This is a genomic window from Streptomyces sp. NPDC001381, assembly GCF_042895685.1.
Lineage (GTDB): Bacteria > Actinomycetota > Actinomycetes > Streptomycetales > Streptomycetaceae > Streptomyces.
Map to the genome: position 1 here is coordinate 1 of NZ_JBIAWO010000003.1, position 17595 is coordinate 17595.

Annotated in this window: 12 protein-coding genes and 2 pseudogenes; 7 read left to right on the top strand and 7 right to left on the bottom strand. The window is 71.6% G+C overall.

What is annotated here, in order from left to right; all coding sequences use genetic code 11:
- The 4 genes and pseudogenes from ACFY2L_RS13650 to glgB form a co-directional block, all read left to right on the top strand.
- A pseudogene (locus tag ACFY2L_RS13650) lies at positions 1-756 on the top strand (alpha-1,4-glucan--maltose-1-phosphate maltosyltransferase); the annotation flags it as partial.
- Positions 753-2453: a maltose alpha-D-glucosyltransferase gene (treS, locus tag ACFY2L_RS13655; RefSeq protein ID WP_390822425.1), complete on the top strand. Its 1701-nt coding sequence runs from the start codon at positions 753-755 to the stop codon at positions 2451-2453. The pseudogene ACFY2L_RS13650 and the gene treS, both read left to right, overlap by 4 nt.
- 87 nt (positions 2454-2540) lie before the next feature.
- Positions 2541-3929, top strand: a complete 1389-nt coding sequence (locus ACFY2L_RS13660; RefSeq protein WP_390822426.1) for a maltokinase — start codon at positions 2541-2543, stop codon at positions 3927-3929.
- Positions 3930-3942: 13 nt separating this feature from the next.
- Positions 3943-6390, top strand: a complete 2448-nt coding sequence (glgB, locus tag ACFY2L_RS13665) for a 1,4-alpha-glucan branching enzyme (protein ID WP_390822428.1) — start codon at positions 3943-3945, stop codon at positions 6388-6390.
- On the opposite strand, the gene ACFY2L_RS13670 is transcribed toward glgB, so the two are convergent.
- The 5 genes from ACFY2L_RS13670 to ACFY2L_RS13690 all read right to left on the bottom strand — a co-directional run bounded on the left by ACFY2L_RS13670 (position 6387) and on the right by ACFY2L_RS13690 (position 11479).
- On the bottom strand, positions 6387-7790 hold the full coding sequence (locus tag ACFY2L_RS13670; protein WP_390660951.1) for a cytochrome: 1404 nt from the start codon (positions 7788-7790) through the stop codon (positions 6387-6389). The two genes, glgB and ACFY2L_RS13670, sit on opposite strands and share 4 nt — an antisense overlap.
- Before the next feature lie 75 nt (positions 7791-7865).
- Positions 7866-10097 carry a HelD family protein gene (locus ACFY2L_RS13675; RefSeq protein WP_390822429.1) on the bottom strand — a complete coding sequence of 744 codons (2232 nt, stop codon included), beginning with the start codon at positions 10095-10097 and terminating at the stop codon, positions 7866-7868.
- A gap of 166 nt (positions 10098-10263) precedes the next feature.
- A complete protein-coding gene (locus ACFY2L_RS13680; protein ID WP_390660953.1) occupies positions 10264-10596 on the bottom strand; it encodes a thioredoxin family protein in 333 nt (110 codons plus the stop codon).
- Complete coding sequence (locus ACFY2L_RS13685) at positions 10593-11006, bottom strand: MerR family transcriptional regulator (RefSeq protein ID WP_390660954.1); 414 nt, start codon at positions 11004-11006, stop codon at positions 10593-10595. Before ACFY2L_RS13685 ends, ACFY2L_RS13680 begins: the two co-directional genes overlap by 4 nt.
- Before the next feature lie 29 nt (positions 11007-11035).
- Positions 11036-11479 carry an Lrp/AsnC family transcriptional regulator gene (locus tag ACFY2L_RS13690; RefSeq protein WP_390660955.1) on the bottom strand — a complete coding sequence of 148 codons (444 nt, stop codon included), beginning with the start codon at positions 11477-11479 and terminating at the stop codon, positions 11036-11038.
- 77 nt (positions 11480-11556) lie between these two features.
- Between ACFY2L_RS13690 and ACFY2L_RS13695 the strand changes: the two are divergent.
- A pseudogene (locus ACFY2L_RS13695) lies at positions 11557-12207 on the top strand (aldo/keto reductase); the annotation flags it as partial.
- 129 nt (positions 12208-12336) lie between these two features.
- Here ACFY2L_RS13695 and ACFY2L_RS13700 read toward each other — a convergent pair.
- Positions 12337-13761: a cation:dicarboxylate symporter family transporter gene (locus ACFY2L_RS13700; RefSeq protein WP_390661215.1), complete on the bottom strand. Its 1425-nt coding sequence runs from the start codon at positions 13759-13761 to the stop codon at positions 12337-12339.
- Positions 13762-13883: 122 nt separating this feature from the next.
- On the opposite strand from ACFY2L_RS13700, the gene ACFY2L_RS13705 reads away from it, so the two are divergent.
- Both ACFY2L_RS13705 and ACFY2L_RS13710 read left to right on the top strand, forming a co-directional pair.
- The gene (locus tag ACFY2L_RS13705) at positions 13884-15512 is read left to right on the top strand and encodes an ATP-binding protein (protein ID WP_390822430.1); all 1629 of its coding nucleotides are present in this window, start codon (positions 13884-13886) and stop codon (positions 15510-15512) included.
- A complete protein-coding gene (locus ACFY2L_RS13710) occupies positions 15509-16228 on the top strand; it encodes a response regulator (RefSeq protein ID WP_390822431.1) in 720 nt (239 codons plus the stop codon). The genes ACFY2L_RS13705 and ACFY2L_RS13710 overlap by 4 nt, the downstream gene beginning before the upstream one ends.
- A 253-nt stretch (positions 16229-16481) precedes the next feature.
- On the opposite strand, the gene ACFY2L_RS13715 is transcribed toward ACFY2L_RS13710, so the two are convergent.
- Positions 16482-17507 carry an ATP-dependent 6-phosphofructokinase gene (locus ACFY2L_RS13715; protein ID WP_390660960.1) on the bottom strand — a complete coding sequence of 342 codons (1026 nt, stop codon included), beginning with the start codon at positions 17505-17507 and terminating at the stop codon, positions 16482-16484.
- Positions 17508-17595: the final 88 nt, after the last annotated feature.

Genomic DNA, 17595 nt, shown 5'->3' on the forward strand with positions numbered 1-17595 from the left:
TTCACCCGCCCCGCGATGATGCACACCCTCGCCCAGATCGGCTTCCAGCAGTCCTACACCTACTTCACCTGGCGCACCACCAAGCAGGAACTGACGGAGTACCTCACCGAACTCTCGGGGGACGCCGCCTCCTACATGCGGCCCAACTTCTTCGCCAACACCCCGGACATCCTGCACGAGTACCTCCAGAGCGGCGGCCCGCCGGCCTTCGCGGTCCGGGCCGTCCTGGCCGCCACCCTCTCCCCCGCCTGGGGCATCTACAGCGGCTACGAGCTCTACGAGAACACCCCGCTCCGGCCCGGCGGCGAGGAGTACCTCGACTCCGAGAAGTACCAGCTCAAACCCCGTGACTGGGAGGCGGCCGAGCGCGCGGGCCGCACCCTCGCCCCGCTGATCACCCGGCTCAACGAGGTCCGCCGGACGAACCCGGCGCTGCGCGCCCTGCGCAATCTGCGCTTCCACCACGCCGACAAGGAAGCGGTGATCGCCTACTCGAAGAGGAGCGGTTCGAACACGGTTCTGGTGGTCGTCAACCTCGACCCGCACCACACCCAGGAGGCCACGGTCTCGTTGGACATGCCGCAACTCGGCCTGGACTGGCACGAGTCGGTGCCGGTGCGGGACGAGCTCACCGGCGAGACCTACCACTGGGGCAGGGCCAACTACGTGCGTCTCGAACCGGGCACCCGGCCCGCGCACGTCCTCACCGTCCTGCGACCGTCCACCCCGCAGACCGGAGGGTCACCCACACGATGATCGTCAACGAACCCGTTCAGGACACGTTCGAGGACACCCCCGCCAAGGACCGCGACCCGGAGTGGTTCAAACGGGCCGTCTTCTACGAGGTCCTCGTCCGCTCCTTCCAGGACAGCAACGGCGACGGCGTCGGCGACCTCAAGGGCATCACCGCCAAGCTCGACTACCTGCAGTGGCTGGGCGTCGACTGCCTCTGGCTCCCCCCCTTCTTCAAGTCACCGCTCCGCGACGGCGGATACGACGTCTCCGACTACACCTCCGTCCTCCCGGAGTTCGGCGACCTCGCCGACTTCGTGGAGTTCGTCGACGCCGCGCACCAGCGCGGCATGCGCGTGATCATCGACTTCGTCATGAACCACACCAGCGACCAGCACCCGTGGTTCCAGGAGTCGAGAAAGGACCCCGACGGGCCGTACGGCGATTACTACATGTGGGCCGACGACGACAAGCAGTACGCCGACGCCCGCATCATCTTCGTCGACACCGAGGTCTCCAACTGGACCTTCGACCCGGTGCGCAAGCAGTACTTCTTCCACCGCTTCTTCTCCCACCAGCCCGACCTCAACTACGAGAACCCGGCCGTGCAGGAGGAGATGATCTCCGCGCTGCGGTTCTGGCTGGACCTCGGCATCGACGGGTTCCGGCTGGACGCGGTGCCGTACCTGTACGCGCAGGAGGGCACCAACTGCGAGAACCTCCCGGCGACGCACGAGTTCCTCAAGCGGGTCCGCAAGGAGATCGACGCGCACTACCCGGACACGGTGATCCTGGCGGAGGCCAACCAGTGGCCCGAGGACGTCGTCGACTACTTCGGCGACTACGCCTCCGGCGGCGACGAGTGCCACATGGCCTTCCACTTCCCCGTCATGCCCCGCATCTTCATGGCCGTCCGCCGCGAATCCCGCTACCCCGTCTCGGAGATCCTCGCCAAGACCCCCGCCATTCCCGCCACCTGCCAGTGGGGCATCTTCCTGCGCAACCACGACGAGCTGACCCTCGAAATGGTCACCGACGAGGAACGCGACTACATGTACGCGGAATACGCGAAGGACCCGCGGATGCGCGCCAACATCGGCATCCGCCGCCGCCTCGCACCCCTCCTCGACAACGACCGCAACCAGATCGAGCTGTTCACCGCCCTGCTGCTGTCCCTGCCCGGCTCGCCGATCCTCTACTACGGCGACGAGATCGGCATGGGCGACAACATCTGGCTCGGCGACCGCGACGCCGTCCGCACCCCGATGCAGTGGACACCTGATCGCAACGCGGGTTTTTCCTCCTGTGACCCCGGGCGGCTCTTCCTGCCGACCATCATGGACCCCGTCTACGGCTACCAGGTCACCAACGTCGAGGCGTCGATGTCGTCGCCCTCGTCGCTGCTGCACTGGACCCGCCGGATGATCGAGATCCGCAAGCAGAACCCCGCTTTCGGCCTCGGCTCGTTCACCGAACTGCCGTCCTCCAACCCGGCCGTCCTCGCGTTCCTGCGCGAGTACGAGGACGACCTGGTGCTGTGCGTGCACAACTTCTCGCGATTCGCCCAGCCCACGGAACTGGATCTGAGCCGGTTCAACGGGCGCTACCCGGTCGAGCTGTTCGGCGGGGTGCGCTTTCCGGCCGTCGGTGAGCTGCCCTATCTGCTCACCCTGGCCGGGCACGGCTTCTACTGGTTCCGGCTCCGCAGGGAAGCCGCCTAGAACTCCGGTGGCGGGGCGGTTTCCCCCGCCCCGCCCGGGGCACGCATCAGTAGCACCCCGACCCCTCGGGGAAAGGAATGTGACGCCATGGCGAAGACTGTCACACGTTCCGGCAGCTCCGGCACGACCAGCCCCGGCCTCCTCGCGTCACTGGACCCGCTGCTGCGGGAGTGGCTGCCCCGGCAGCGGTGGTTCGCCGGCAAGGGGCGGCCGGTCACCGGGTTCTCGCTGGTCGCGGCCACCGAGCTGCTGCCGGCCGGCGCCCGGATCGGCCTCTACCACCTCCTGCTGCGCGCGCACCAGCCGGAGACCCCCGGCGACTGCTACCAGCTGCTGATCGGTGTGCGTGAGGCGCTGCCGCCCCGGCTGGCGCCCGCGCTGATCGGCCATGTGACGGACGGACCGCTGACCGGACGGACCGTGTACGACGCCCTGTACGACACCCGGCCCGCCGAGCTGCTCCTGGAGGCGCTGCGCAGCCGGGCCCGGATCGGCGCCCTGCGCTGCGAACGGGACCCGGCCCAGGAGATCCGGCCGGGGCTGGTGCCGCGCCTGATGACCGCCGAGCAGTCGAACTCCTCCGTCGTCTATGGAGATACGTTCATCCTCAAGCTGTTCCGCCGGGTCGCGCCCGGGGTCAATCCCGACCTGGAGCTCCCGCTGGCGCTGGCCCGCGAGGGCTGCCCCCGGGTGCCCGCCCCGACGGCCTGGATGGAGACGTACCTGGAGGAGGGCGACGAGGACGCGTATGTCCTCGGCGTGCTCCAGCCCTACGTCCAGGGCGCGGCCGACGGCTGGGAACTGGCGCTGCGGGAGCTGGCCAAGGGGGAGGACTTCAGCGCCGAGGCGCGGGCGCTGGGGCGGGCCACCGCCGAGGTGCACGGGGCACTGGCCCGGGCGCTGCCCACGGCGACGCTGGGACCGGCGCAGATACAGCCGATGGTCGACGGCATGGTCGTACGCCTCGACGCGGCGGCGCAGGCGGTTCCGGCGCTGCGGCCGTACGCGCCGGCACTGCGGACCGCCTTCACCGCGCTCGCCGATCTGGCGGGCGAGGGGCACACCTGGACCGCGCAGCGCATCCACGGCGATCTGCATCTCGGGCAGTGCCTGCGGGCGCCGTCCGGGGAGTGGTCGCTGATCGACTTCGAGGGCGAGCCGGCCCGGCCGCCGGCCGAGCGCAGGATGCCGCAGCCGGCCGTGCGGGACGTGGCGGGGATGCTGCGGTCCTTCGACTACGCGGCCCACTCGGCCGACTCGCCGGACCCCGGCTGGGCCCATGCCTGCCGGGCGGCGTTCTGCTCGGGCTACGCCGAGGTGGCGGGCCGTGATCCGCGCACCGATCCCGTCCTGCTGCGGGCCTTCGAGACGGACAAGGCGGTCTACGAGGTCGTCTACGAGGCCCGGCACCGCCCCGACTGGCTGCCCGTCCCGTTGTCCGCGATACACCGCCTCGCAGCCCCCGACCTGCCTTGAGGAGGCCCCGCACGTGACTCCCCCGAAGAAGAAGGCCACCGACAGGAAAGCGGCAGCCGAGGAGGCGGCGGCCAAGAAGAAGGCTGCGGTGAAGAAGACGGCGGCGAAGAAGACCGCGGCGGCCAAGCAGGCGGCGGCCGAGAAGGCGGCGGCCGAGAAGGCCGTGGTCAAGAAGACACCGGCCGAGAAGGCCGCGGCCGGAAAGGCGAAGGCGACGGCGACGACCGGGAAGGCCGCGGCCGGGGAGCCTTCCGCCGCCCCGCCGGACCTGCCCTTCTCCCCCGCCCCCGACGCCGCCGACCGCGAGCGGCTTCTGCACGGCACCCATCACGACCCGCACTCCGTGCTCGGCGCGCACCCGGTGCCCGGCGGTGTCGTCTTCCGCGCCCTGCGCCCGTACGCGCGGTCGGTCACGGTCGTCGCGGGCGAGCTGCGGGCGGCCCTGCACGACGACGGGGACGGCTTCTTCTCCGGGCTGCTGCCCCTGACGGAGGTCCCGGCCTACCGGCTCCTGGTGGCGTACGAGGACACGACCCTGGAGACCGAGGACGCCTACGGCTTCCTGCCCACCCTGGGCGAACTGGACCTGCACCTGATCGGCGAGGGCCGGCACGAACAGCTGTGGACGGTGCTCGGCGCGCACCCGACGACCCACCAGGGCGTGTCCGGCACCCGGTTCTCGGTGTGGGCGCCGAACGCGCGCGGAGTGCGGGTGGCCGGGTCCTTCAACTTCTGGGACGGCACCGGGTGTCCGATGCGGTCGCTCGGCTCGTCCGGGGTGTGGGAGCTGTTCGTGCCCGGTGTCGGCGAGGGCGAGCTGTACAAGTTCGACATCGCCCGCGCCGACGGCTCGCACACCCTGCGCGCCGACCCGCTGGCCCGGCGCACGGAGGTCCCCCCGGCGACCTCGTCGATCGTGCACGCCTCGCGGTACGAGTGGGGCGACGAGGAGTGGCTGGCCCGGCGGGCCGGGACACCCGCGCACGAGGCGCCGTTCTCGGTCTACGAGGTCCATCTGCCGTCCTGGCGCCCCGGCCTGACGTACCGCCAGCTCGCCGAGCAGCTGCCCGCGTACGTCAGGGACCTCGGCTTCACGCACGTCGAGCTGATGCCGGTCGCCGAGCACCCCTTCGGGGGGTCCTGGGGCTACCAGGTCACCGGCTTCTACGCGCCCACGGCCCGGCTCGGCACCCCGGACGACTTCAAGTTCCTGGTCGACGCGCTGCACCGGGCGGGCATCGGTGTCCTCATGGACTGGGTGCCGGCGCACTTCCCGCGGGACGAGTGGGCGCTGGCCGAGTTCGACGGACGGCCGCTGTACGAGCACGCGGACCCGTTGCGGGCCGCGCACCCCGACTGGGGGACGCTGGAGTTCGACTTCGGGCGGCGCGAGGTGCGCAACTTCCTCGTCGCCAACGCCACCTACTGGTGCGAGGAGTTCCACATCGACGGGCTGCGGGTGGACGCGGTCGCCTCGATGCTCTACCTCGACTACTCGCGCGAGCCGGGCCAGTGGACCCCGAACGAGCACGGCGGACGGGAGAACCTGGACGCGGTGGCGTTCCTGCAGGAGATGAACGCGACCGTGTACCGGCGCAATCCGGGGGTCGTGACGGTCGCGGAGGAGTCGACCGCCTGGGACGGCGTCACCCGGGCCACCCACCACCGCGGCCCGAGCGGCTTCGGCGGGCTCGGTTTCGGGCTGAAGTGGAACATGGGCTGGATGCACGACTCGCTGGAGTACATGAGCCACGAGCCGGTGCACCGCAAGTACCACCACCACGAGATGACCTTCTCGATGGTGTACGCGTACAGCGAGAACTACGTCCTGCCCATCTCCCACGACGAGGTGGTGCACGGCAAGCGCTCACTGGTGTCGAAGATGCCCGGCGACTGGTGGCAGCAGCGCGCCAACCTGCGGGCCTATCTCGGGTTCATGTGGGCCCACCCGGGCAAGCAGCTGCTCTTCATGGGGCAGGAGTTCGCGCAGGGCGCCGAGTGGTCGGAGGCGCACGGGCCCGACTGGTGGCTGCTGGACCCGGCGTACGGCGCCGAGGCCGACCACCGGGGCGTCCGCGACCTGGTGCGCGACCTCAACACCCACTACCGCTCGTCCCCCGCGCTCTGGCAGCGGGACACCGACCCGGCGGGCTTCCAGTGGGTGGTCGGGGACGCCACCGACGACAACGTCTTCGCCTTCCTCCGGTACGACGCCGAGGGCACCCCGCTCCTGGCCGTCTCCCACCTCTCCCCGGTCGTCCGCCACGACTACCGCCTCGGCGTCCCCGATGACGTACCGGCCTGGCACGAGGTCCTCAACACCGACGCCGAGCGCTACGGCGGCAGCGGCGTCGGCGCCCCCGACCCGGTCAAACCGGAACCGCAGGGGTGGCACGGCCGCCCGGCGAGCATCCGTCTGACCCTGCCCCCGCTCGCGACGGTGTGGTTGCGGCCGGCCTAACCGTCCTTCTTCCCCCCGGACATCAGCCGCCGCAGTGCCGCCAGGAGGCCTCTGGTCTGTCCCTCCCCCGGGGGGACGGCCGGGAGCGGGCGGGGGTCGGGGCGCTGGAGGGCCGGGGCGTCGTGGCTCAGTTCGTAGCGCACCGGAAGGACCCGCAGGCCGCGCACCACCGGGCCGGAGCGCCAGGGCAACTGGTCGGGCGGGAGGGTGAGTTCCGCCTGCGCGAAGTGGTCGAAGACACGGCCGACGGCGGTGGAGACGATCAGGGAGCCGAGTTCCCGGGCCGCGCTCGGGCACTGGTGGGGGCCGGCGCCCCAGCCGAGGTGGGCCCGGGTGGAGACGGCGGAGCCGACCATGTGGGAGGAGCCGATGGCCAGCAGGTCCTGGTGGGCGGCGGCGCAGGAGGGGGAGACGATGTCGCCCGCGCGGATCCAGAACCGGCCCAGCCGTACGTCCCGCGCGGCGAACCGGAAGCACATGTTGGCGACGGGAGGGTTGGCGAGGGCGGCCCGGTTGACCGTCTCGCCGAGCTGACCCGCCGAGAGGCTGCGGCGGACCGTGGCGTTGCCGCGCAGCACCTCGAGCAGGGTGTTGAGGACCATGTTGCCGGTGATGTCGTTGAGGTAGACGGCGTTCATGAACAGCTCCCGGCCGAGCTGGTCGTCGGTGAGGTCGGGGTCGGCCAGCAGCAGGTACGAGGTGAGGTCGTCGCCGGGGCGGGCCCGCCGGTGGGCGGCCAGGCGAGTGAAGGCGGCCAGCGCCCGGCCCGTGGCGGGGCCCGCGTCGGGGCCGCCGTCCAGCATCCGCCACAGGTCCATGACCAGTTCGTCGCCGAGTTCGACCGGGCAGCCGAACAGCTTGGTGGTGACCATCAGCAGCAGCGGCCGGGTGTACTGCGCGCCGAGGTCGGCGAAGCCGGTGCGGCCCGACTCGGCGGCGAGCAGGGCCACCAGTTCGTCGGCGTAGCGGGCGACGGCCGAGCGCAGTTCCCAGCCCTCGGGGCTCCTGGCGTCCTGGAAGGGGCGCAGGGCGGTGTGGTGGGTGCGGCGGGCGGCCCGGTGCTCCTCGTCGTCCATGAACATCGTCTGGCGGACCTCGTAGCCCGCGAGCAGCGGCCAGTCGGGCGGCAGTCCGCCCTGGGCCCGGGCCCGCCAGTGCCGTACGTCCCGCCGCCACTGGCTCTCGTTCTTCAGGACCTCCAGCACCTCCCGGTAGTCCAGGACGAGCCACACCGGTACGCCCATGAGGCCGACGGGCGCCACCGGACCGTAGGTGGCGCGCAGCCTCCGGTACACCGCGCCGGGGTCGGCGTCGAACTCCGCGGTGAGCAGCGGCTGGACGGGCAGCGAGCCGAGGTCGGGGCTGTCGGCCGGTGCGAGGGCGTGGGGCTGCGCTTCCATACGGCAACGCTTACCGCACCGGCCGTGCACGCGCAGTGATCACGGCACGAACTGTTACGTCTTGGTGATCCCGCGTTACGCCAGCGCCGTCACCAGCGCCTTCGGCAGCTCCTTGGTATGGACCACACCGAGCCGCTGGGTGGCCCGGGTGAGGGCGACGTACAGGTCGCTGGTGCCGTACCCGGCGGGCTCCACCACGAGCACGGAGTCGAACTCCAGCCCCTTGGCCTGACGCGGGTCCAGCAGGACGACCGTGCGGGTCAGGTCCGGCTCCGCGCCCGCCGTCACGCCGTCCAGCCGGGCGGCGATCCCGCGGTGCAGCTCGCGCGGGGCGATCACCGCCAGCCGGCCCTCGGCGGGGGTGAGGTCCGCCACGGCCTCGGCGACGGCCGACGGCAGGTCGTCGGTGGCGCGGGCCCAGGGCCGTACCCCGGTGGAACGGACCGAGGCCGGCGGCTCGAAACCGGGGTCCTCCGCGCGCACGACCGCCGCCGCGACCTCCATGATCTCGGCCGGGGTGCGGTAGTTGACGCCGAGGCGGGTGTGTTCCCAGCGGTCCTCCACGTACGGCCGGAGGATCTCCGCCCACGATCCGACCCCGGCCGCCTCCGCCGTCTGGGCCGGGTCGCCGACCAGGGTCATCGAGCGGGTCGGGCTGCGCCGCATCAGCAGCCGCCACGCCATCGGGGACAGCTCCTGCGCCTCGTCGACGATGATGTGGCCGAACGCCCAGGTCCGGTCGGCGGCCGCGCGCTCGGCGGCGCTGCGGTGGTCGTCCGCCTCGTGGCGCTCGGCGAACCGCTCGGCGTCGATGATGTCGTGCGCGGACAGCACCTCGCTGGCGTCGGGGTCGCCGTCCTCCTTGTCCTCGAACTCGTAGGTGCGCGAGGCGTAGGAGACGTCCAGCACGCCCTGCGCGTAGGCGATCCGGGTCTCCCGTTCCCGCTCCGCCCGGACCCGCGCCACCCGGTCGTCCTCGCCGAGGAGTTCGGCGGCCTCGTCGAGCAGCGGGACGTCCGCCACGGTCCACGCCCGGGTCACCGGGCGGCGGATGGCGGCCGCGTCCTCGTCGCCGACGTAGCCCTCGGGGCCGGAGAGGAAGTCGGCGACCAGGCGCTGCGGGGTGATCCTCGGCCACAGCCGGTCGACGGCGGACCAGACTTCGGGGTTCTCGGCGAGTTCGTCGCGGATCTGGGTGATGTCGCTCGGGTCGAGGAGGCTGGAGCCGTCGTAGGGGTCGGTGCCGACGCGTTCGGCGTACAGCTCGGTGAGGGTGTTGAGGATATGGCCCTCGAAGTGCTCGCGGGCCGCGTTGTGCGGCAGTTTCGCGGCCCGGGTGCGCTCGCGGGCGACGCCGACGAGACCGTCGTCGAGCATGAGGATCTCGCGGTCGTGCTCGACGGCGATCACCGGGTCGGGCAGCGCCTGCCGGTCGCGTACGACGGCGGCGAGGACGTCGGCCATGTCGGCACGGCCCTTGACGGCGGCCGCCTCGGGGGTGTCCCTGGCCGTCGCCCGCACGCCGGGGTAGAGCTCGCCGACCGTCGCGAGGAGCACGCCGGTCTCGCCGAGCGAGGGCAGCACCTCGCCGATGTAGCCGAGGAAGGCGGGGTTGGGGCCGACGATGAGGACGGCGCGTTTGGCGAGGAGCTCGCGGTGTTCGTAGAGGAGGTAGGCGGCGCGGTGCAGGGCGACGGCGGTCTTGCCGGTGCCGGGCCCGCCCTCCACGACCAGCACGCCCCGGTGGGGCGCGCGGATGATCTCGTCCTGCTCGGCCTGGATGGTCTGCACGATGTCGTTCATGCGGCCGGTGCGCGCGGAGGTGAGCGCGGCGAGCAGGACGGCGTCGCCGGTCGGGTCCTCGTGACCGGTCCTCTCCTTGTCCCCGAGGTCGAGGATCTCGTCGTGCAGGGCGGTGACCCTGCGGCCCTCGGTGGTCAGGTGCCGGCGGCGGCGCAGGCCCAGCGGGGTGTGGCCGGTGGCCAGGTAGAAGGGCCGGGCCACGTCGGCCCGCCAGTCGATGAGGACCGGGGTGCGGTCGGCGTCGTCGGTGCGCAGCCCGATCCGGCCGATGTGGTGGCTGACGCCGGTGGTGAGGTCGATCCGGCCGAAGCAGAGGGAGCCGTCCACGGCGTTCAGCGCGGCCAGCAGGCCCGAGCGCTCGGCGACGAGGATGTCCCGCTCCAGACGGGCCTGCCGGGGCGTGTGGCCCTGGGCGAGCGCGTCCGTGACGGAGGTCTCGGTGTCGCCGCGCAGACGGTCGACCCGGGCGTACAGGTCGTCGATGAATTCCTGCTCGCTCCGCAATTCACTGTCTGGAAAGTCGGTGTTTGACAATTCCACTCCCGCCCGGATATACTCTGCTCACTGAACTTATTTGCGACCCCGTTTCTCGAAGTCGCGAATCATCGAATATACGCAAAGAAATCCCCCGGGCGCAATTGCCCGGGGGATTTCTTCTGTTCGGCAGGGATCACAGCACGTCGGACAGCTCCTCCAGGAGCCGCCGCCGGGGCCGGGCCCCCACCATCGCCTTCACCGGCTCACCGGCCCGGAACACCATGAACGTCGGCATCGACAGCACCTTGTAGGCGTTGGTCGTCTCCGGATTGGTGTCCACGTCGAGCTGGACCACCTTGAGCCGCCCGCTCTCCTCGGCGGCGAGCGCGCTCAGCACCGGCCCCATCTGCCGGCACGGCGGGCACCAGTCGGCGGTGAACTCCACCAGCACCGGCAGCTCCGCCCCGAGCACCTCCGCCCCGAAGTCCGCGTCCGTCACCTCGGTCACCCCGTCCGCCTTGATCACCGCTCCTGCCCTCCCAGCTCACATCCGGGTTCCGGGCTCCCCGGAACCAGCGCCTCGGCGGCCAGCTCGGCCCGCACCAGTTGCCCGGCGACCTGCTCCCGCACCGCCCGCAGCTGCCCGATGAGCGCGTCCAGCTCGTCCAGCTTGCGCCGGTAGACCGCGAGCGACGCCGGGCACGAGTCGCCCTCGGGGTGACCGGCCCGCAGACACTCCAGGAACGGCCGCGTCTCCTCCAGGTCGAACCCGAAGTCCTGCAGCGTCCTGATCTGACGCAGCAGCTTCAGATCGTCCTCGTCGTACGTCCGGTACCCGTTCTCACCGCGCCGCGCGGGCAGCAGCCCGCGCGACTCGTAGTACCGCAGCGTCCGCGTGGTGGTCCCGGCCCGTGCGGCCAGCTCGCCGATTCGCATGCGTACGAACGTACGGCTTGACGCCGACGTCAAGGCAAGAGCGGTTTCCGCTCCACGGGTGAGGTGAGCACGATGGAGGTCGTCGTGCGCCCCAGGGCGGAGATCGCTTCGAGGACCTCCTCCAGGTGGACGGTGTCCCGGACGGCGGTCTTGAGGATCCAGCAGTCCTCACCGACCACGTGGTGCACCTCGGTGATCTCGGGGCGCTCCATCAGCTCCAGGGCCCTCGGGTGCTTCAGGCTGTATCCGCCGTGCGGATTGACCCGGACGAAGGCCTGGATGCCGTAGCCGAGGCGGGACGGGGAGACCTGGGCGCCGTACCCGGTGACGACGCCCGCCGCCTCCAGCCGGCGCACCCGTTCGGTGACGGCCGCCGGGCTGAGCCGGACCCTGCGCCCCAGCTCGCTGAGTTTGATCCGGCCGTCGGTCTGCAGGAGCTGGAGGATCTGCCGGTCCAGCGCGTCGAAGCTCACCGACGTTTCACCGGTTGCGGCGCGCAGATGCCGAGGTTCTTTCGGTACGCCTGCCCGAACTCCCATGGTTCCCCCTTCAGAGCAGACCTGCCGGGACCGACTGGACGGTGAACGGCGACCCCCGGCACCTGAAGGCGGCGGCGGAGGCCTCCCTGCGGCGGCTCGGTGTCGAGGCGATCGGCCTCTACCAGTTGCACAAGCCGGACCCGGCGGTCCCCTTCGAGGACTCGGTGGGCGCGCTGCGGGACCTGCTGGACGAGGGGAAGATCCGGCTGGCCGGTGTCTCCAACGTGGACGCCGGCCAGATCCACCGGGCCCGGGCCGTCCTCGGCGACCGGCTGGTCAGCGTGCAGAACCGCTACTCCCCGGCCGTCGGCGACAGCGAGCCCGAGGTGCGGCTGGCGGCCGAGCTGGGGCTGGCGTTCCTGCCGTGGAGCCCGCTCGGGGGTGTGGCCCTCAGCGCGCTGGACGGGCCGGCCCGGCCGGGGGTGCCGGACGAGCGGCGCCTCGGCGCGTTCCACGAGGTCGCGCGGGAGCGGGGCGTCAGCCCGCAGCAGGTCTGTCTCGCCTGGCTGCTGGCCCTCTCCCCCACCGTGATCCCCATCCCTGGCGCCAGCCGGCCGGAGACGGCGCGGGACTCGGCCGCGGCGGCCGGCCTGATCCTGGACGGCGACGAGCTGCGGCGGCTGGAGGCGGCGGCCCGGGAGGAGCGGGCACGTCGCGGGTGAGGGCGGAAAACAAGAAGAGACCGGGCGGCTGAGCTACGGGGGAGCACTCAGCCGCCCGGATCCCTGGCCGGGTGTCCGGCCCCGGTTCAGGCGGGGCCGGGCACCCGGGGTCTCTCGGTGCCGGGGAGGTCAGGCCTTGGCGAGTTCCTTCTCGCCCTCCTCGCGCGGCTCGGGCACCTCGCCGCCGGTGACGGGCTCGCCCTCGTCGAGCAGCGTCTTCTCGTCGAAGGGCAGCTCGCCCGCCAGCACCTGCCGGACGCGGGCCCGGTCGATCTCCTTGGTCCAGGTGCCCACCAGGACGGTGGCGACCGCGTTGCCCGCGAAGTTCGTCAGGGCGCGGGCCTCGCTCATGAAGCGGTCGATGCCGACGATGAGGCCGACGCCGTCCACCAGGGCGGGCTTGTGGGACTGCAGACCGCCGGCCAGCGTGGCCAGACCGGCGCCGCTGACGCCCGCCGCGCCCTTGGAGGCCAGCAGCAGGAAGAGCAGCAGCGGGATCTGCTCACCGATCGACATCGGGGTACCGAGGGCGTCGGCGATGTAGAGGGACGCCATGGTCATGTAGATCATGGTGCCGTCGAGGTTGAAGGAGTAGCCGGTCGGGACGGTGATGCCGACGACGGGCTTGCTGACACCCAGGTGCTCCATCTTCGCGATGAGGCGCGGCAGCGCGGACTCGGAGGAGGAGGTGGACAGGATCAGCAGGAACTCACGGCCCAGGTACTTGAAGAGCGTGAGGATGTTCAGCCCGGCCACGATGCGCAGCAGCGCGGCGAGCACGATGAAGACGAACAGGAAGCAGGTCACGTAGAAGCCGAGCATCAGCACCGCGAGGCTCTTGAGCGCGTCCAGTCCGGCCGAGCCGACCACCGCGGCGATGGCGCCGAAGGCACCGATCGGGGCGGCCCACATCACCATGGCGAGGATGCGGAAGACGAGCCGCTGGATGTGCTCGATGCCGCGCAGCACCGGCTGGCCGACGCTGCCCATGGCCTGCAGGGCGAAGCCGGCGAGCAGGGCGACCAGGAGGGTCTGCAGGACCTGGCCCTCGGTGAAGGCGGAGAGGAAGGTCGTCGGGATGATCGACAGGACGAACTCGACCGGCGGCAGCGCCTCGTCGGAGACCTGGTCGTGGCCGGTGGCCTTGATCGCGTCGGTCAGGTGCAGTCCGTCACCGGGGTGCAGGATGTTGCCGACGACGAGGCCGATGCTCAGCGCGACCAGCGACATCACCAGGAAGTAGCCGAGCGCGATACCGCCCACGGCGCCGACCTTGGCGGCCTTTCGCACGGAGCCGATCCCGAGCACGATCGTGCAGAAGATGATCGGCGAGATCATCATCTTGATCAGGTTGACGAAGCCGGTGCCCAGCGGCTTGAGCTCGACGCCGAGGTCGGGCCAGATCAGACCGACGGCGATGCCGAGCGCCACCGCGGCGATGACGGCGATGTAGAGATAGTGGGTGCGGTCCCGCTTCCCAGCGGGTGCGGCAGGTGCCGTATTCGGGGTGCTGCTGGTGGCCACGGCTGCCCTCCTTGACGTCTTCGTCGGCATCACCGGCGTGCGGCTCACGTCCGGGGAGATATGGGGAATGCGGTGACTATCTCCCGGGCTGTGAGGGCGGTCACCCTTGTGTTCATTTAGTTCGCGCTTAACCCGGGAGGCACACTGACGACATGCGCCTCCCCGTCCGTGTGCCGAGACCCCGCAGCCTGGCCGGCCAGCTGTTCGCCATGCAGGCCGTGCTGATCGCGGTCGTCGTCGCCGGATACGCGCTGTTCACCTACGTCAGCGACCGCAGCCAGGCCGAGGAGGCGGCGAGCCGCCAGGCCACCGCGGTGGCCCGCTCGGTGGCCGACTCCCCGTCCGTCCGCGAGGCGATCGGCACCGCGGACCCCACGGCCGAGCTCCAGCCGTACGCCCTGCGCGTCATGCGGGACACCGAGGTCGACTTCGTCACGATCATGAACCCCGACGGCATCCGCTGGACCCACCCCGTGGAGTCGGAGATAGGCCAGAGGTTCCGCGGTCACATCGCCCGTGCGCTGAAGGGCGAGTCCTTCACCGAGACGTACACCGGCACCCTCGGCCCGTCGGTCCGCGCGGTCACCCCGATCGAGGACGAGAAGGACCGGATCATCGGCCTGGTCAGCGCCGGCATCAAGGTCGAGGCGATCAGCAAGCGGGTGCAGGACCAGGTCACGGCCCTGCTGGGGGTGGCGGCCGGCGCGCTCGCCCTGGGCGCCGTGGGCACCTACGTCGTCAACGCGCGGCTGCGCCGCCACACCCACGGCATGAACGCGACCGAGCTGAGCCGCATGCACGACTACCACCAGGCGGCACTGCACGCGGTGCGCGAGGGACTGCTGATGCTCGACGGGCAGTACCGGGTGGCACTGATCAACGACGGCGGGCGGGAGCTGCTGGGGGTGTCCGGGGAGGTCGTGGGGACGTCGGTGGCGGAGCTGGGCCTCCCGGCGCCGCTGACGGGTGCGCTGCTGGCCTCCGAGCCCCGGGTGGACGAGGTGCACCTGACGGCGGACCGGGTGCTGGTGGTGAACACCTCGCCGGTGTCCGGCGGCGAGCGCCGCGGCACCGTCGTGACCCTCCGCGACGTGACCGAACTCCAGTCGCTGATGGGTGAGTTGGACTCGGAGCGGGGTTTCACCCAGGCGCTGCGGTCGCAGGCGCACGAGGCGGCCAACCGCCTGCACACCGTGGTGTCGCTGATCGAGCTGGGCCGCGCGGACGAGGCCGTCGACTTCGCCACCGCGGAGCTGGAACTGGCCCAGGCGCTGACCGACCAGGTGGTGGCGGCGGTGAGCGAGCCCGTGCTGGCGGCCCTGCTGCTGGGCAAGACGGCCCAGGCGAACGAGCGGGGCGTGGAGCTGGTCGTCTCGGAGGAGAGCGGCCTGGACGACGGCCTGCTCCCGCGGTCGTTGCCGGCCCGGGACCTGGTCACCATCCTCGGCAACCTCATCGACAACGCGGTGGACGCGGCGCAGGGGGCCGTACGGGCGCGGGTCACGGTGACCGCGTGCACGCAGGGGGACGAGTTGCTCCTGAGGGTGGCGGACACGGGCGCGGGGGTGGATCCTGCCCACGCCTCCCTGGTCTTCGAGCGCGGCTTCTCGACGAAGCCGTCGGGTCCCGGAGGGCGTGGTCTTGGTCTGGCCCTGGTCCGGCAGGCCGTGCACCGGCACGAGGGGACGCTGTCGGTGGCGGAGGCGGAAGGGGGCGGGGCGGAGTTCGTGGTGCGGCTGCCGTTGCGGCGGGTGACGGCGGCCCCAGGAGGCGAGGGATGACGGAAGTGTCGCAAGAGCCGGGCGGTACGCCCATCAGAGTGCTGGTCGTCGAGGACGATCCGGTGGCCGCGGACGCGCATGTCATGTACGTCGGCCGGGTGCCGGGTTTCGTCGCGGTCGGGAAGGCGCACACGGGTGCGGAGGCACGGCGGCTGCTGGACCGTACGCCGGTGGACCTGCTCCTGCTGGACCTGCACCTGCCGGACGCGCACGGGCTTCAACTGGCCCGGTCCCTGCGGGCGGCGGGCTATCACGCGGACGTCATCGCCGTGACGTCGGCCCGCGATCTGACGGTGGTCCGGGAGGGCGTGTCGCTGGGGGTCGTGCAGTACGTGCTGAAACCGTTCACCTTCGCGACGCTGCGGGACCGGCTGGTGCGGTACGCGGAGTTCCGGGGGGCGGCCGGTGAGGCGAGCGGCCAGGACGAGGTCGACCGGGCGCTGGCGGCGCTGCGCGCCCCGGGGCCCGCGGCGCTGCCCAAGGGGCTGAGCGCGCCGACCCTGGAACGGGTGACGGAGGCCGTGCGGGAGGCCGCGGAGGGGCTGACCGCGGCGGGGGTGGCCGAGGCGGTGGGGATCTCCCGGATCACCGCCCGGCGGTATCTGGAACACCTGGTGGAGGCGGGACGGGCCGAGCGCAAGCCGCTGTACGGACAGGTGGGCCGGCCGGAGCTGGTCTACCGGTGGGTGAAGGGGGCCGCGGGGAAGGGGCGGTGACGGATCCCCACGAACCGCACCGCCCGCCCCGGACACTCTCTCCGCAAGCACACGGGAGACCGGCGTGTGTACGGACCGAACCACGAGGCACCGGGCTTCGGGCCACGCGCCCCGCGCAACGGACCACCCGCAACGGACCACGGACCCACGAGTCACGCGCCCCGCGCCACGGACCCACGGGCCACGGGCCGCGCGCCACGGACCACTCGTCACGCGCCACGGGCCAGGCGCCACGGGCCTCGGAAAGACCGGTCTAGAAGACCGACTCCGCCTCGTCCATCCGGTCCTTGGGCACCGTCTTCAGTTCGGTCACCGCGTCCGCCAGGGGCACCATCTGCACCTCGGTGCCGCGCAGCGCGGTCATCATCCCGAACTCGCCCCGGTGCGCCGCCTCCACCGCGTGCCAGCCGAACCGGGTGGCCAGGACACGGTCGTACGCGGTCGGCACGCCACCGCGCTGCACATGCCCGAGGATGACCGGCCGGGCCTCCTTGCCGAGCCGCTTCTCCAGCTCGTACGCGAGGGCCGTACCGATGCCCTGGAAGCGCTCGTGGCCGAACTTGTCGATCGCGCCCTTGCCGTAGTCCATCGTCCCGTCGGCGGGGTGGGCGCCCTCCGCCACGCAGATCACCGCGAACTTCTTGCCGCGCGCGAAGCGCTCCTCGACCATCTTCACCAGGTCGGCGGGGTCGAAGGGCCGCTCGGGGAGGCAGATGCCGTGCGCGCCCGCCGCCATCCCGCTCTCCAGCGCGATCCAGCCCGCGTGCCGGCCCATGACCTCCACGACCATGACCCGCTGGTGCGACTCGGCCGTGGTCTTCAGACGGTCCATGGCCTCGGTCGCGACGCCCACCGCCGTGTCGAAGCCGAACGTGCGGTCCGTCGACGAGATGTCGTTGTCGATCGTCTTCGGGACGCCGACCACGGGCAGCCCGGCGTCCGACAGCATCCGCGCCGCGGTCAGGGTGCCCTCGCCGCCGATGGGGATCAGCGCGTCGATGCCGAAGTCGTGGATCATGTCCGAGGCACTCTCGCAGGCCTCGCGCAGCCGGTCCCGCTCCAGTCGCGACGAGCCGAGGATCGTGCCGCCGCGGGCCAGGATCCCGCTCACCGCGTTGAGGTCGAGGGCACGGTAACGGCCGTCCAGGAGACCCGCGTAGCCGTCGACGAAGCCGATGACCTCGTCCCCGTAGTTGTCGACCGCGCGGTGCACCACCGACCGGATCACTGCGTTCAGGCCGGGGCAGTCGCCGCCTGCGGTGAGAACTCCGATGCGCATCGTGCTGTGTCTCCTGCTCGCTGTGGATGCCGGTGAGCCAGGTCCGATTGTTTCACGACGCCCAGGGCACTGTCTCTTGACGGGCGCC